Genomic DNA, 16,058 nt, shown 5'->3' on the forward strand with positions numbered 1-16,058 from the left:
AAGTTTGCGAAGCGAAAGGGAGGATGCAAACTATGGAGTCAAGGGGGAATGCGCTGTCGCGCCGTCAGTTCGCGGGAATTATGGCAGCAGGCGCGGTTGCGGCTATGGTTGGTTTGCCGAGCTGCTCTCCGAAAGATGCTTCGGAGGCAAAGGTTGAAAAGACGTACGACTACGATGTTGTGGTTCTTGGCGGCGGCGGCGCGGGAACGTCTGCGGCCGGCAAGGCCGCCGAGGCTGGCGCGAAAACGGTACTTCTTGAAAAGATGGGTTGGCTTGCGGGGTCAAGTTCGATTTGCTTGGGTGGTTTTTATGGCGCGGGCAACACCGTGCAAAAGCGCGCTGGAATTGAGGACGATACGCCCGAAGCGTTGCTCGAGTATTTCCTCGCGAGCAATGGCGATAAGCTCGATTACGATGTGCAGGAGTTCTGTGCGTACCATTTCGGTGAAACCATCGACTGGCTTTCCGAGGAATTGGGCGTTCCGTTCCAGGATGAGGTTTTGCTGAAGGGCAAAGACACGGTCAAGCGCCAGTCTCGTTGCAAGAACAGCGGTATGGATGCGCTTTCGGCCGTCTACCAATTCGCCCAGGATCAAGGGGCGGAATTCATGTTCAACATGGCCGCCGAGAAGCTCATCGTAGATGACTCCGGTGCGGTTTGCGGCGTTCTCGCGCGCGAAAGCAACGGTCGCCTTTCCCAGTTCAACGCGAAGAGCGTGGTCATCGCGACGGGTGGTTTTTGCCGCAACGCCGAGATGATTGCGGAATACATGCCCGATTTCAAGCAGGTTCCGACCGAGGTTGGCTTGGGCTGTACGGGCGAGGGTCTGCAAATGGGCCTCGATTTGGGCGCCGATTATATTGGCCATGGTGGCGTGAACGGAATTTTGTGGTGCCCCGCGTCTACCGGCCAGTCGAAACTCATCGACAAGAAAGCCATGTGGGTTGACGCTTCGGGCAAGCGCTTCGTCAACGAGGCCGGCCAGACGCATGACATCTTCTACCAGGTGGCGCAATTCGACGGAGCGAAGTTCTATGCGGTCTATGATCAGGCTATGGTCGATGCGCTGAAGGGCGTGCCGGCGAGCGATTTCAAGATCGGCCTTGAGAAGGGGCTGTTTGCGAAGGGCGATACGGTTGCCGAGGCGGCCAAGCCGTTTGGCATCGATGGTGCCGCGCTGCAGGCCTCGCTCGACGAGTACAACGCCATGTGCGAGGCGGGTGCCGATACCGCATTCCATAAAAAGGCGGCGAATATGATCGCGCTTACTGAGCCCCCGTATTACGTGCTCACCATGAGCGTTTCGAGCCACGGCAGTTTTGGCGGATACCGCGTGAATACCGAGTTCCAAGTGCTCGATACGGCCGGCAATCCCATTCCCAATTTGTATTCAGCGGGCGAGGTGTGCTCGGGCACATTCATCTATGACGAGTATCCCGCTGGCGGTTGTGGTTTGAACTGGGCATATACTTCGGGTCGATTTGCTGGCGCGAATGCTGCTCAAGCCGTTCTCGCGTAACCCATCCCATTCCTGGGCATAGCCGTTGTGCGTGTCCGCTTCATAAACCCCTCCCAAAACCCCGCGTTCGACGGTCGTTGAGCGCGGGGTTTCGTCATGCTGCCCAACAAGCTGGCAACGCCTTCGTGGAATCGTTTTATGCTCGCGTTGAAATAAGCACGTTCGCGTTACCATAGGCGCCATACGTGGTTTAGGCCCGCATGAAGAGCGGCAATGCGTGGGCGTTGCGCTGCGCGGGAGGGAAATGAGGACCTTATGAGGAAAGCAACCGCTGCGCGCAACGCGCAGCTCGCTTCAAGTCAGCCGGCGCGCGAGGAAAACATTGCGGCAATCGTGGCGCATTTGCGCGCGGGCGCGAAGGCCGAATGCCGTCGAGTGGGCATTGAGCTTGAACACATTTGCGTCGATGGCACGGGCGATCCTATTACCTACAGCCAGCCCAACGGCGTGCGTGACGTGCTCGCCGCGCTTCAGGAGAAATATCCCGAAGCTACCGTTCATGGCGGCGACTTGCTCGGTGTGGCGCGCCCCGGAGCTGCGGTAACTATCGAGCCTGCGGCGCAGCTTGAGCTTTCGGCGGGCCCATTCGAGAACATCATCGATGCCAAGCGCGTTTTCCTCGAATTCGAAGACGACGTCTATCAGGCGCTCTCTCCCATTGGCGGGCGAGCCCTGACGCTTGGCTTCGACCCAGTGAACCGCGCAGCCGATAAGGAGCTCATTCCCAAAGCGCGCTACGACTATATGAATGAATACCTTTCATCTATTGGCCCGTGGGGCCCGCGTATGATGCGAGGGAGCGCTTCCACGCAGGTTTCCATCGATTACCTCGATGAAGCCGACTGCATTGCGAAAATGCGCGTGGCGCAGGTGCTTGCGCCGCTTTTTGCGCTCATGTGCGACAACACGCCCGTGTTTGAGGGCAGCCGTCGTCCGCATGCGCTTATGCGCACCGAGATTTGGAAATACTGCGACCCCGATCGCTGCAATTCGGTGCCTGGCGTTTTCGATGAAGGCTTCGGTTTTGAAGACTATGCGGCATACTTGCTCGACGTTCCCGCGATCGTCGCGCTCGATGAAGACGGCGAGGCGCGTTACGACACGCGCACGTTCGGCGAGATTTTCGCCACCCGCGCCATGACCGACGATGAGGTGTTCCACGCCATGTCGATGGTATTCCCCGATGTGCGCCTGAAGAGCTATGTGGAAATTCGCCCTGCCGACTCCATGCCCATTCCCTATGTGCTGGCGTATGCGGCGCTCATCAAGGGCCTGTTCTACGGCAAAAGCTCGCTCGAGACGCTCGTGCGCAGCTGCGCGGGTATTTCCGAGTCCGATGTCGCCAAGGCCAAAGACGCCCTTATGGAATCGGGCTACAACGCCGAGGTGTATCAGCGCCCGGCGGCCGAGATTTGCGACGAACTTATTACGCTCGCGCGCCGAGGCTTGCCTGCGGCCGAGTGGTGCTTCCTCGATCCCCTTGCCGAATTGGTGGCACGCCGCGTAACTCTTGCGGATTTGGATATTTCGACTCAGTAGTTTGCTATAGTTCAAGGTCACGAAAAGAAAGGTTTGACCTGATGCTCAATACGTTCCGCGCCCACGCTGGGCAGTTCATGAAAATCGCCGCGATTGCGTGTGCCCTGTGCTTGGCCATGGTGGCTCTTGCGGGCTGCTCGAGCTCCGATTCGCAGCAGGAGAAAACGCCTGCCCAGGTGAATCGCGAGTACATGTCTTCGGTGAATTCCATTAGCCAGGAAGCAGCGAGTGCGCTTTCGAGCTTCAGCGACGCCGCCGCGAAGCAAGACGTTGCCGCAATGCGCGTTGCCGCGAGCAACGCCACCAAGGCGCTCGATAAAATCGCCGCCCTGGAAGCTCCCGACGCCTTGAAAGACGTGAAGAGCGAATACGAGGCTGGCGCGAACGATTTGGGCCAGGCGCTTTCCGATTACGTTGAGATTTACGCGCAAATCAAGAATGCCGGCGAAGACCGCGACGCCGCTGCCGAGGCCGCGAAGGGCATCGACGACGTGAAGGCGCGTTACGATTCGGGCATCGAGCACCTTTCCAAGGCCGACTCGATGGTCGCCGATATGGCTGACAGCTCCACTTCCGACGACGCTTCGAAGTAATGGCGGGGCAGAACAACCATCGCAGTGCAAAACGCGGGTCCAGCAAGGGCCCGCGTTTGTCGTATGCTGCCCAAAACCGGCAGGAAGGCACCGGGCGCGCAGGCGCGCAGGAATCGCGGAAATCTCAGAGCCCCCAAAAGCAGGGTGCGGGCAAGCTGGCTCGCAAGGGCGCCGGCGGGCATGCGAAGAATGCGGCGGCGCAAGCGAAGCATGCTGGAAAGGGCGCCTCTCGCAACGTTGGCAGCGGCCGCCAGAAGCACGCTGCCGTGCACCACGCGCCGCGCAGCGCCTTTCTTCCCGTGAATATGGACGATGTGCGGGCTCGCGGTTGGGATGGCGTCGATTTCGCCTATGTGTGCGGCGATGCGTACGTCGATCAGTCGTCGTTCGGCATGGCGATTATTTCGCGCGTGCTTGAGTCACATGGCTACAAGGTGGGCATTATCGCGCAGCCCGACTGGCGCGACCCCGAAAGCGTGAATGTGTTTGGCGAGCCGCGTTTGGGCTTCCTCGTTTCGTCGGGCAATATGGACTCCATGGTGAATCATTACACCGTAAACAAGGTTCCACGCAGCCAAGACGCCTATTCGCCAGGCGGCGCGCCCAATAGGCGCCCGAACCACGCCACGGCGGTGTACGGCAACCTCATACGACGCACGCATAAGCACACGCCCATTATTTTGGGCGGCATTGAGGCGAGCCTGCGTCGCTTGGCGCATTACGACTATTGGTCCGATTCGCTTAAGCGTTCCATTCTGCTCGATTCCGGCGCCGACTTGCTTATTTATGGCATGGGTGAGCGCGCTATTGTCGAAATCGCCGATGCGCTCGCGGCGGGCATTGCCGTGGAAGATATCACGTTCGTCGACGGAACCGCCTACAAAGCCCGATCGCTCGATTGCGTGGAAGACGCCATCGAATTGCCCACGTTCGAGGCACTCCAGGCCGACAAGCTCGAATACGCGCGCAGCTTCAATGTGCAGTGGGAAAACTCCGACCCCTATCGCGGAAAGCGTTTGGTGGAGGAATACCCTCACAATGTGTTCGTGGTGCAGAACCCGCCGCAAAAGCCGCTTTCCACCGAGGAGCTCGATGCGGTGTACGCCCTGCCGTATGCGCGCGACTATCACCCCGATTACGAAGCTGCGGGTGGTGTGCCGGCAATTAAAGAAGTGAAATTCAGCCTGTCGAGCAATCGCGGATGCTTTGGCGAATGCAGCTTCTGCGCGCTCACGTTCCATCAGGGGCGCATCGTGACGGCGCGAAGCAAGGCGTCGCTCGTTGAAGAAGCGAAACAGCTTACGCGCGATCCTGAATTCAAAGGGTACATCCACGACGTGGGCGGCCCTACGGCGAATTTCACGGCGCCGGCGTGTAAAGCGCAGCTGCGTCGCGGCGCATGCGCGCACAAGGCATGCCTGTTCCCTGAGCCCTGCAAGAAGCTCGAGGTGAACCATAAGCCGTATCTCGATGTGTTGCGCGCCCTGCGCGCGCTGCCCGGCGTGAAAAAGGTCTTCGTGCGCAGCGGTGTGCGCTTCGATTACGTGATGGCCGATTCCGACGACACGTTTTTGCGCGAGCTTTCGCAATACCACGTGAGCGGCCAGCTGCGCGTGGCGCCCGAACATGTGAGCGATGCGGTGCTTTCCGTGATGGGCAAGCCGAAAAACGAAGTGTACCAGGCGTTTTGCAAGAAGTTCGAAGCCATAAACGACAAGCTCGGCTTGAAGCAGTTCGTGGTGCCGTATTTGATGAGCTCGCATCCGGGTTCTACGCTGAAGGAGGCCATTGAGCTGGCTGAATTCTGTTGCGATATGGGATTCAACCCCGAGCAGGTGCAAGATTTCTACCCGACGCCATCCACGATGTCGACCGCGATGTATTACACAGGCGTCGACCCGCGCACCATGGAGCCCGTGTACACGCCGAAAAGCTCGCACGAGAAGGCGCTGCAACGCGCGCTTATTCAATACCGCAACCCCGCCAATCGCGACCTTGTGCGTGAGGCGCTGCGAAAAGCCCATCGCGAAGATTTGATTGGCTTTGGGCCGAAATGCTTGGTGCGCCCGGCTGATGGCAGAAGCGGCGGCTCTGGTGGAAAAGGCGGCAAGGGGGCCGCTGCCAGCGGCGGCAATAGCGCTCGAAGCGGCAAGGGAGCCAAGGGCACGCATGGCGCCCGGGGCTTCGGTGGCGGCAAGGGTGCGCCGTCGGGCCGCGGCTTTAATGCGGGCGCGACGAAGCGCGGCGGCAAAGGTGGCTTATCGAATGGCCGGGGAGAACATGCCAGCACGCAACGCTCCGAGGCTGCCAACAATGGTCCGAAGCGGTCTCGCCATTAGCGAGTGCTGAGGAAAAGCGACTCGTCTCGTGTCTGAAAAAGCGGCTCGATTGTATTTCGAAAGCGTTGAGGCCTGCTTCTCTGGAAAACCAGGGAGGCAGGCCTCTTTTCATTTTGAATGGTTTGCTGGGCTGGTTGCCGCCGTATCGCTTCTCTGGCCCTAATCTTTCTTAATCGGGAATTTCGCGGTGAACGTGGTTCCGCGCTCGGTGGAGCTTTGCGCGGAAAGCGTGCCGCCGTGTTCTTCGACGATGCTGCGTGCAATGGAAAGGCCCAGACCGTAGCCGCCAGCTCCACTTGTGCGCGCTTCGTCGGCGCGCCAGAAGCGGTCGAAAATATGAGGCAGGTCAGAAGATGGAATGGGCGTGCCGGTGTTGTTCACCTGGATGACGGCATGCTTGCCTTCGCGCTTCGTACCTACGACGACGCGTCCGCCTGCTTCGGCGTACTTGCATGCATTGTCGACGAGAATGCCAAGCACGCGCTCGATGTCGCCTCGCACGCCGCCAATGAACACGGGGGCCGAGGAACTTTCCGCCACATCGATTTCCACACCACGCTCGAAGGCGACGGCCTCGAATTGAAGTACCGCGCGCTGTGCCATGTCGGCTAAATCGAGCTTCTCTTGCTGCTTGCCCATGGTCGCCTGCGCGTCGACTTCGGCGGTGTCGTGCTTGGCCAGGGCGAGCATGTCTTCAACGAGGCCCTGCATGCGCTGCCCTTCGACCTGAATGCCTTCGATCCACTGGCGCTGGCTTTCGACGGTGCGCTCGGGATGTTCGAGCGCGATGGAAGCATCGGCCAGAATCACGGTAAGCGGGGTTTTCAGCTCGTGCGAGGCGTCGGCGATGAATTGGCGCTGAGATCGCCACGTTTGCTCGACGGGGCGCAGTGCCCAGCGCGAGAAGAACAGCGATATCACGAAAAACGCGGCGAGCGCAGCGATTGCCGCGCCAGCGAGGGTGAGTGCGAGCGACTTCCAGCCGGCGGCGGAATTGGCGTCGGCGAACGCGAGATACGTGGTGTCGCCGATCGTTCGCTTTTCGAAGAAGAGCCCCAAGTCAGAGAAAGAACCCGTGCCGTCTTCTGCGGGGGCAAGGCGCGAGAGCGCGGTTTCGAGTACCTCGTCGTTGATGTTGGCGGTGCCGGCGGGCGAGGCGCTCATCGCGCTGCCTTCGGCGTTCAGCGCGTATACCGCAACGGGAATCGTTTGGCCCTGGCCTCCGCCGATTTTGGGGGCGAGGGCTCCGCTTTGGGTTGCGTTATAGCTGCCGGCATCGTCGCTCGATGAGGCATCGTTGTCATCGCCGGCATCTGACCCATTCTGCGGTTCGCTTTCGTTGTTCTGATCGTTGGGGTCGGTCGCGCTTGCCCAGTTTCTGTCAAATTCATGCCTGGGCGGCCTATCGTCGCGCATTTCCCTGTGCTCGTGCTGTTCGATTGCGTTGTCGAGGGAATTGGCGATGGCTTGCTGAACCTCTGCGACGTCCTGCTTCCAATCGAAAATGCAAATCGCGGTGAACGAGACCGCGATTACGGCCATAACGCACGCCATATTCAGCGCGATGAATTTCTTTCGCAGCTTGAAGAGCACGGGGCTGCCTTTCGTGCCTTTACGCATCGCGGCCCTCCGCTAGGCGGTAGCCCACGCCGCGAATCGTTTCTATGTGCGCGTTGGCTTCGAGGAAGCGCAGTTTCTTGCGCAAGAACGAGACGTATGCTTCGACGTTGTTGTCCTCGGTTACGCCCGTGGTGCCCCATACGCGATCGATGATGGTTGCTTTCGGCACTGTTTTGCCGGCGTTCGACATAAGCACGCGGGCGAGTGCGAATTCTTTTGCGGAAAGGTGGATGGAGGATGATTCCGACGCGAATTCGCGTTCGGTCAAATCGAGGGTCAGGTTGAATGCGCGAAGGGTCTCGAATTCAACTTCGCCTTGGCGGCGGGTGAGCGCGCGCAGGTGGGCCATGAGCTCTGCGGGCGAGAACGGCTTGGTCATGTAGTCGTCGGCGCCCGAATCGAGCCCGCGGATTTTATCGGGCACCGCATCGCGCGCGGTGAGCATGAGCACCGGGGTGGCGATTCCCGCGCGGCGCAGGTCGGAGACGATGTCGAACCCGTTTTTCTTGGGCAGCATCACGTCGAGAATCGCGACGTCGTATTTTCCCTGAGACGCGTAGGCGTAGCCAGTTTCGCCGTCATTCGCCGTGTCAACCGCGTGGCCGGCCTCTTCTAGGATGTGGGCGAGTGCGCTTGCCAGTCGCACGTCGTCTTCAACGATAAGCAGGTTCATGGTCGGTGCCTTTTCTTAATCTTGGCGTCGTGCCCTGTGGGAGATCGCTTTCAGGCGCGTTTGGCACGACGCATTTTTCTTCAATGGACGCGCTGAGGGTTTCGGAGGCTGGCGCGCTTTCCCAAAACCGCGCTGCGGCTACCGCTCGCTATGCGCCTTGCTCTGCATGCATTGAAATAAAGTCAGATTGCTTGCAGAAGGTTTCGGGAAAGCGCGCCAGCCTCCGAAACCGAAGTGCTCTTTTCAACAATCCCTATTTTACCTGCGCTACTGAAAGAAACCTGAAAGCTCCCGTGGCTTTTCAGCGCCCTTTCAGGCGTGCGTTTTAGCATGGCCGTCATCGAATTGACCTCGATTTTACGAGATTGGAGCAGCTATGGCTGAGTATACGGGGACGTTTGAGCGCAAGGAAGTGAAGTACCGCCTGAATCCTGTGCAGGTTCGCACGATAAAGCAGGCGCTTGGCGCGTATATGGCGCCCGACGAATACGGGCAAACGTCCATCACGAGCGTGTATTACGACACGCGGAACCGCGACATGATTTCCCGGTCGCTCGAAAAGCCCGCGTATAAGGAAAAGCTCCGTTTGCGCACCTATGGCCCCCGAAGCGCGCAGGCGCCGGTGTTTGTTGAGCTGAAAAAGAAGCACAAGGGCATCGTATATAAGCGGCGCATCGCGGTAAGCGAATCGGCGGCCCAGCTTTTCATGGTGGGCGTGCCGTATGGAAGGGCGATTGGCCGTCATCCGTTGGCCGACGAGGCGCTTGAAGCCGAGTCGCATTCTGCGAAAAGCCTGCAAATCGCAGAAGAGATTGCGGCGTGCGTCCGCCGTAATGGCCCCGTGTTTCCCTCTATGGCAATTCTGGTGGAACGCGTAGCGTGGGCTCCGCTGCCCGATGCTCGTGGGGCCCAGGCGGAAGGCGTGCGCATCACGTTTGACGAGCGCATTCGCTATCGAGATTTGTTCACGCCGGAAGGAAAGCGCGCTTCGGTGCCGTTGCTCGCTGCGGGCGAGGCGATTATGGAAGTGAAGGTTCCGGGCGCCTATCCCTTGTGGCTCGTGCGCATGCTCGATGATTGCAAGGCCTACCCGACGTCGTTTTCCAAATACGGTGAAGCGTATTTGTCATGCGAGGGCAAGTCTGCCCCGAAGGCATATCGCGAACAAGTCGCTTTCGATGAGGCCATGCGCGGCGAGCGGGGCCGCTCCCAAGGTGGCCAATCGCTTAATGCGGATTCGCGCCTGTATGCGGCCGAACCTGCCGCTGCGCATTCGAATTCGCTGCAGCTTCCCAATGTCGTTATAGGCGCATAAGCCCCGTACGTTCAATTTTTTCTAGAGGAGCTTTCTCATGTTCGACCTGGTATCCACATCGCTGTTCGGCACGGCTGATTCGGCGATGGCGAGCGTTTCGACGCCCGAATTTTTGATGTGCTGTGCGGCTTCGATCGTGCTCGGCGCGGCATGTGCGGCCATTTATATGTTCCGGCACAACTATTCGAAGAACTTCGTGGTCACGCTCGCGCTTTTGCCGCTCATCGTGCAAATGGTCATCACCCTTGTAAACGGCAATCTGGGCGCCGGCATCGCGGTTATGGGCGTGTTCAACCTCGTGCGCTTCCGCAGCATCCCCGGCTCGGCGAAAGATATTGGAAGCGTGTTCTTGGCTATGGCCATTGGTTTGGCGACGGGCATGGGCTTCATTGGGCTCGCGGTGCTTTTCACCATTATCGTTGCCATCGTGAACATCGTGTATGTGTGCGCGCCGTTTGGCAAGCCCGCCGAGCCGGGCAAGCGCCTGTGCGTATCGGTGCCCGAAGACCTCGAATTCGATGGCATGTTCGATGGCATTCTCGGGCGCTTTACCTCAAGCCATGAGCTCGTGGAAATTCGCACGACGAATATGGGCAGCCTGTATCAACTCGAGTACGAAATTCGTATGCGCGAGCCCGGCCTTGAGAAGCGCATGATCGACGAAATGCGCACCATGAACGGCAATCTGAAAATCACGCTTGGCCGCGCACCTATGGCGAAGGAGGTCTTGTAATGACGCGGAAAACGACTGATTCTCGATGCACGGAAGAATCCGGCCGCACCGATTTTGTGGGCATGCTGCGCGGGGCGGGATTGCTGCTTGCGGGTTGCGCCGCTGCGGTTCTGCTTTTTTCTGTGGCGGGATGTTCGGCGACCGGCGCCGATGAATCTTCGGTCGCATCGACTGCGGAAGTTCTTGAGGAAAACGCGTCTGAGAAGAGCGTTGAATACGCGAGCTTCGAGGAAGTTGCTGCTGCGTTTGATGCCTCCGCTCTCAATCTTGAATATTCCAAGCGCGACATGGATGCTTCCTTTGACGAATCGTCTGCAACCAAGATAACGCTCTCGGGGGATTCGGCGAGCGTATCGGGGTCGGGCGCTGTGGCGGAGGGCTCCACAGTAACGATTTCCACTGCGGGAACCTATATTGTGTCAGGAAATTTGACCGATGGTTCGATTATCGTAGCGACCAGCGAAAACGATAAGGTCCAGATTGTTCTTAACGGTGTAAAGATAGTGTGCTCCGGCGGGCCTGCCATTAATATTCAGTCGGCAGATAAATGCTTTATCACATTGGCCGACGGTACGCAGAATGTACTTTCCGACGGAACCTCTTATGCGAATGAAGGTGCAAACGCGTGCGTGTATTCGACGTGTGATTTAACGATTAACGGTTCGGGCTCGCTCGATATCTCGGGAAATTATCGCCATGGGGTCTACTCGAAAGACGATTTGGTTGTCTATGGTGGTTCAATCAATGTGAGCGCCGTCGAGGATGGTCTGAACGGCAAAGATTCCGTGAAAATCGGTGCGGGGGATATTTCGATTGCCGCGGGTGCCGATGGCGTGAAATCGAGCAAATCGACCAATCCAGAAAAAGGCTTCGTGTACGTGAGCGATGGGTCTCTTTCGATTGACGCCGAAGACGACGGCATTCAAGCGAGGACGTATCTCTGCATAGCTGGCGGGTCGATTGAAATCGATGCTGCCGATGACGCGTTGCACTCCGATTTGGAGGGTGCGCTCAACGGCGGATCGACTACGGTACGCAGCGGCGATGACGCATTCCATTGCGAAACGAAGCTTGAAGTGAACGACGGGTCGTTTGTTGCCGAAACGTGCAGCGAGGGCTATGAGGCTGAGCAGGTTATCATCAATGGCGGCGATACCGATATTTATGCACTCGACGATGCCTTGAATGCTTCTGCGGCCGACTTGAGCGACGATTCCGAATCGTCCGATTCGGATGCGACGGCGAGTACTCCGTCGGGCGAGCCAGGCGCCAATGCCGCCCAGCCCGATGGCTCAATTGGCGCACCCGATGCGAGCGAGCAGCAGAATGCGGCGCCGCAGGGCGCAAGCCAACAAGATGGCGCGACGCCGCCCGAGCCTCCGAGCGACGATAGCACCCAGGGTGGCCAGGCGGGCGAAGCTCCCAGCGACCTCGGTCAAGCCCCCGATGCCCAAGGCGGCATGGAACGCGGTGGCCAAGCTCCCGACGGACAGGGTGGGGCACCTGGTGCAAGCGATTCGAATTGCCTCATTCAAATCAATGGCGGCACGGTCGCGCTTGACTCCCAGGGCGATGGCGTCGACTCCAACGGCAATGTTGAAATTACCGGCGGAACGCTTCTGGTGAACGGTCCCTCGAGCGATGGCGATGGCGCATTCGACTACGACGGTGAAGCGACGATCTCTGGCGGTACCGTGCTCATGGCGGGCGCTGTAGGCATGGCGCAAAGCTTCACGAGCGGCACGCAGGCGTTTGCGCTCGTACAGGCGAGCGGTACGGCTGGCAGCGTGATTGAAGTGACCGATGCAAACGGCAACGTGATCGCGACGCTTACGGCGACGAAGGCCTTCGGTTGCGTGCTCGTGAGCGGTGCGGGCGTTTCCGATGGCGATACGATAACGGTGTCGGTGGATGGTGCTGCAACTACAGCTACGGCATCCACGACGGGTACGAGCGGCATTGCCATGGGCGGCGGCGCGGGCGGCCCAGGCGGCATGGGCGGTGGCCCTGCGACGGGCAACCGCCCCGAGGGTCAAGGCGGCCCCGCTTAAGGCGCGTCATATATCTCGTTCTTGCTCTTCTTCTTTCTTATGCGGCCTCGTCGTTTTTCGGCGGGGTCGCTTTTGTCTTATGCTTCGTTGCGGCAATCGAGGTATTCCCGAAAGCGCTCTACGGCAAGCGATGGCGAGCTCGTTTTGCTCGTCAGGAAACCAAGCGTTCGAAACGCCCGAGGAGCGAGGGGCCGCGTGGCGATACGGTACGGCACGCGTCGCAAAACGAGGCTCGGAAGAATGCTTACGGCGAGGCCGTTTTCGACCATGGACATCACGGCGTAGTCGTCCCAGGTTGTGAAGCTTGCGTTCGGCATGCGTTCGAGCCCTGCGAAAATCTCAGCGACCTCATCGTTTTCGTCACGCTTAAGTTGGATGAATGCTTCGTCGGCGAATGCTTCAACGGGTATTTCTTCCAGCCCTGCAAGCTCATGGTTGGCGGGAAGCACGGCGAGCAGTTCGTCTTGCTCAAGGGGCATTTCGTGTAAGGGGTAGCGGGCCGGCAGTCGGGAGAATGCGCAGTCGATGCGCCCGCTTGCCAGCGCGCTTTCGAGCTCGTCGTAATCGCCCAAGAACAGTTCGTAGCGAATGCCGGGGTAGTCGGCTTGAAACGCCGCGATGATTTTCGGCAGCCAATGGGTTGCGATGCTCGATATGGTTCCTATTCGAATGAGGCCTGAATCGAGGTTGTGGATTTCGGCTACGCGCGCCTCGAATGATTGCTGCGCAGCGATGATTTCGCGCGCCACTGGAAGCAAGGTGAGGCCTTCGGCGGTAATTTGGACTCCCGAACGCGACCGTTCAAACAAGGTGGCGCCGCATTCGCGCTCTAAATCGATGATCATTCTGCTGACCGCCGATTGGGAATAGCCCATTCGAGCAGCGGCTTTCGTAAAGCTGCGTTCGTCTGCGACGAGACAAAATGCTTCAAGGTGCTGGATGTCGTACATGGGGTGTATCCTTTGCAGAATTCCAAAACATCATGCAAAATATAATAAACATGATAGCTAGGAATAACAAGCAGCCTGCTCGTTTGGCTTGATGCTTGGTTTTTGCTAGGCTCGGGCGCACTGATTATTAGGGAAAGAGGGGAAGGCGCGCATGGGAAGGCTTAGGAATGCGGCATGGCGCGTGCGCGGCTTCTTTCGGCGCGATGCCGTGTTGGCGATTGCGTGCGTGCTCGCCGTGGGGTCGTGCGTTGCGGTGCCGCCCGATGCGAGTTATGCCGACTATATTGATTGGCGCACGATTGGCCTGCTGTTTTCCCTCATGGTCGCCACGTCGGGCTTGGCGCGTGCTGGCGTGTTGGCGCGGGTGTGCCGCGCATTGGTTCGCGCATGCAAAAGCGGCGGCGTGCTTATCGCGGCGCTCGTGGGGCTTACGTTTTTCGTGAGCATGGTGGTTACTAACGACGTCGCCCTCGTGGCGTTCGTGCCGCTCGCCCTTGCCGCCTTGCGCGAGGCGGGTCTCGTGCGCCGACTCGCGTTCGCTATTGCATGTATGACCGTCGCGGCGAACGTAGGCAGCATGCTCACGCCCATCGGCAATCCGCAGAACATTTATCTCTTAAGCGTATCCGGCATGAGCGCGGCGGAGCTCGTGGGCATCATGACTCCGTATTCTGCTGCAGCGTTCGCGCTGCTTGCGGCGGCTATCGGTATTGCCGAGTTGTGCGATCGCAAGCGATTCAAACACGTTCCGTCGCAGATGGCGGGCGTGAATCCGAAGGTGCCACAGGAATCGTTCGCGTTGCGCGATGTGCTGCCGTGGATTGCGCTCATCGCGGCATGTCTGCTGTGCGTGGCTCGTGTCGCACCGGTGTGGTTGATCGTTGCGGCGGCGATTGCCCTCGCGCTCGTTTTCGACATGCGCGCTCTTGGCCATGTCGACTATGCGTTGCTGCTCACCTTCGTCGCTTTCTTTATATTCGTGGGCAACGTCGCGCGCATTGACGCGGTGCGTGAAGCGGTGGCGGCGCTGGTTGATGGTCGCGCCCTGCTCGTGGGCGCTGTCGCAAGCCAGGCTATCTCGAACGTTCCGGCCGCAATTCTCATTTCAGGATTCACGACCGATTGGCCGGCGCTGCTCGTGGGCGTGAATATCGGCGGCTTGGGAACGCTGATCGCTTCTATGGCAAGCCTCATTTCGTACAAGCAGCTCGCCGTGGCGTACCCGGAGCTCAAGGGCTATTACTTCCGCCTGTTCACGGGATTGAACTGCGCGTTTCTCGCTGCACAGCTGGTGCTTGCGGTAGCGATATCCTAGCGAACCTCTTGTTCGCGACTGTGTTTTGCTGATCATGCCGCGGCTGCTCGCTCGGGTATTGATCGCGTGGCTGCAGTCGTTCTCACCGCTGGTCTCTGCTGTTTGCATCGATGCTACGCGCGCTGCCGCCGTTGGGGTTGGGATCGTTTGTGCTGCGCCCATTCGAGCCACTGTTGTGTGGCGCGTCTTGCTGCTCGCATTGCTGCTGTTCGGGTTGGCGCTTCTCTTCATGGTCTTTTCCTCGCAGTCTTCCCGGTTTGTTCAAAATGGGCCTCGAATGTGCTGCCCTTTAGACGGGGAAGAAAGCGCGCGTATCTCTTCAAGGAATCTACCTGGGGTTATGCTGAGCTGCGATGAAGGCGATGTCGCGCCGGCAGCTGAAGCGCTCGAAAAAAGCCACATTCGAGGCCGGTTTTGAACATTTTCGAAAAAGAAAAAGGCGAAGCACATGCATGCTTCGCCTTAATGAATGAGAGACGCTTGCCTCTCTGAAATTCGGGGCGTATGTCTGCTTGAGTGGCGGGGCTTGGGCACGTTGCCTGTTGTGCATGCGAGCGACGGGGTCGATTGCATGCCCCTGCCGTCATAAGCGCGGTTGCCGCTGCGCACCGTGCCTTCGGCCAAAACCTACGGGCGCAGGCCGCTGCCGCCCTGGACGGTGATGGTTTCGCCGGAAACGTAGGCCGACAAATCGCTCGCGAGGAATACGGCCACGCCGCCGATGTCGGTTTTCGGGTCGCCGAAACGTCCCAGCGGAATGCCCTTGATTGTGGCGGCAAACGTGTCGGGGTAGGCTTCCTTCCACGCTGCGAGCTGTTCGGTCATCGCCAGCGGGCAAATGCAATTCGCGCGCACGCCGTCGGGGCCCCACTCGGTGGCCGCAACGCGCGTCATGCCGCGAATGCCTTCCTTGGCCGCCGCATAGCTCGACTGGCCGGGCTTGCCGAACAAGCCGGCGCCGCTTGCCAGGTTGATGACGCAACCCTTGGTCTTTTTAAGCTCGGGGAAGGCGTGCTTCATATAGAAAAAGGCGCCGTACAGGCCCGTATTGATGGCCAGGTCGAAATCTTCTTTCGTGTGGTCGATAAGGTTGGTGCCGCTCTTGGAAGCCTGAGCGTTGTTCACCATGACATCGAGCTTGCCAAAATGTTCGACGCACTTCGCAATGGCAGCCTCGACCTGGGCTTCGTCGGAACCCTCGGCGACGGTATAGGCGACATCGACGCCGTATTCGCCCTTGAGCTTTTCAGCCGCTTCGGCCAGGCGCCCCTCGGTGCGGCCGGTAATGAACAGGCTTGCGCCCTGTTCGGCGAATGCGCTCGCAATGCCGAAACCGATTCCCTTGCCGCCGCCAGTGACAATGGCGACCTTTCCATCCAAAAGACCCATGGGCACCCCTTTCGATTGCTT

Annotated in this window: 12 protein-coding genes; 8 read left to right on the forward strand and 4 right to left on the reverse strand. The window is 59.1% G+C overall.

The features are described 5' to 3' along the window. The first annotated feature begins 32 nt into the window (after positions 1-32). From Q0D41_RS04985 to Q0D41_RS05000, 4 genes are all read left to right on the forward strand, one after another. Entirely contained in the window at positions 33-1,520 is a 1,488-nt protein-coding gene (locus Q0D41_RS04985) for an FAD-dependent oxidoreductase (RefSeq protein WP_294376092.1), read from the forward strand. Positions 1,521-1,775: 255 nt separating this feature from the next. Further along, a complete protein-coding gene (locus Q0D41_RS04990; RefSeq protein WP_294376095.1) occupies positions 1,776-3,059 on the forward strand; it encodes a glutamate-cysteine ligase family protein in 1,284 nt (427 codons plus the stop codon). A gap of 41 nt (positions 3,060-3,100) precedes the next feature. Next, positions 3,101-3,652, forward strand: a complete 552-nt coding sequence (locus Q0D41_RS04995) for a hypothetical protein (protein ID WP_294376098.1) — start codon at positions 3,101-3,103, stop codon at positions 3,650-3,652. A gap of 56 nt (positions 3,653-3,708) precedes the next feature. Further along, positions 3,709-5,991: a YgiQ family radical SAM protein gene (locus Q0D41_RS05000; RefSeq protein WP_294376101.1), complete on the forward strand. Its 2,283-nt coding sequence runs from the start codon at positions 3,709-3,711 to the stop codon at positions 5,989-5,991. A 159-nt stretch (positions 5,992-6,150) separates the two neighbouring features. On the opposite strand, the gene Q0D41_RS05005 is transcribed toward Q0D41_RS05000, so the two are convergent. Next, complete coding sequence (locus Q0D41_RS05005; protein WP_294376104.1) at positions 6,151-7,584, reverse strand: cell wall metabolism sensor histidine kinase WalK; 1,434 nt, start codon at positions 7,582-7,584, stop codon at positions 6,151-6,153. 19 nt (positions 7,585-7,603) lie between these two features. Continuing rightward, positions 7,604-8,284, reverse strand: a complete 681-nt coding sequence (locus Q0D41_RS05010; protein WP_114614878.1) for a response regulator transcription factor — start codon at positions 8,282-8,284, stop codon at positions 7,604-7,606. Between the two features lie 376 nt (positions 8,285-8,660). Here Q0D41_RS05010 and Q0D41_RS05015 point away from each other — a divergent pair, with 376 nt between their 5' ends. From Q0D41_RS05015 to Q0D41_RS05025, 3 genes are read left to right on the forward strand one after another with little or no spacing between them, the layout of a single operon-like run. Then, positions 8,661-9,599 (forward strand): polyphosphate polymerase domain-containing protein, encoded by a 939-nt coding sequence (locus tag Q0D41_RS05015; RefSeq protein WP_294376110.1) that lies wholly within the window; start codon positions 8,661-8,663, stop codon positions 9,597-9,599. Positions 9,600-9,636: 37 nt separating this feature from the next. Continuing rightward, a complete protein-coding gene (locus Q0D41_RS05020; protein WP_294376118.1) occupies positions 9,637-10,332 on the forward strand; it encodes a DUF4956 domain-containing protein in 696 nt (231 codons plus the stop codon). Next, positions 10,332-12,383: a carbohydrate-binding domain-containing protein gene (locus Q0D41_RS05025; RefSeq protein WP_294376121.1), complete on the forward strand. Its 2,052-nt coding sequence runs from the start codon at positions 10,332-10,334 to the stop codon at positions 12,381-12,383. The genes Q0D41_RS05020 and Q0D41_RS05025 overlap by 1 nt, the downstream gene beginning before the upstream one ends. 77 nt (positions 12,384-12,460) lie before the next feature. On the opposite strand, the gene Q0D41_RS05030 is transcribed toward Q0D41_RS05025, so the two are convergent. Beyond that, entirely contained in the window at positions 12,461-13,333 is an 873-nt protein-coding gene (locus tag Q0D41_RS05030) for a LysR family transcriptional regulator (RefSeq protein WP_294376124.1), read from the reverse strand. 151 nt (positions 13,334-13,484) lie between these two features. Between Q0D41_RS05030 and Q0D41_RS05035 the strand changes: the two genes are divergently transcribed. Then, complete coding sequence (locus Q0D41_RS05035; protein WP_294376127.1) at positions 13,485-14,648, forward strand: SLC13 family permease; 1,164 nt, start codon at positions 13,485-13,487, stop codon at positions 14,646-14,648. 627 nt (positions 14,649-15,275) lie between these two features. Here the strand turns inward: Q0D41_RS05035 and Q0D41_RS05040 are convergent. Next, positions 15,276-16,037, reverse strand: a complete 762-nt coding sequence (locus Q0D41_RS05040) for an SDR family NAD(P)-dependent oxidoreductase (protein WP_294376129.1) — start codon at positions 16,035-16,037, stop codon at positions 15,276-15,278. Between the last annotated feature and the right edge of the window lie 21 nt (positions 16,038-16,058).

This window comes from uncultured Slackia sp. (assembly GCF_934630525.1).
In the GTDB taxonomy this organism is placed as follows: Bacteria; Actinomycetota; Coriobacteriia; order Coriobacteriales; family Eggerthellaceae; genus Slackia.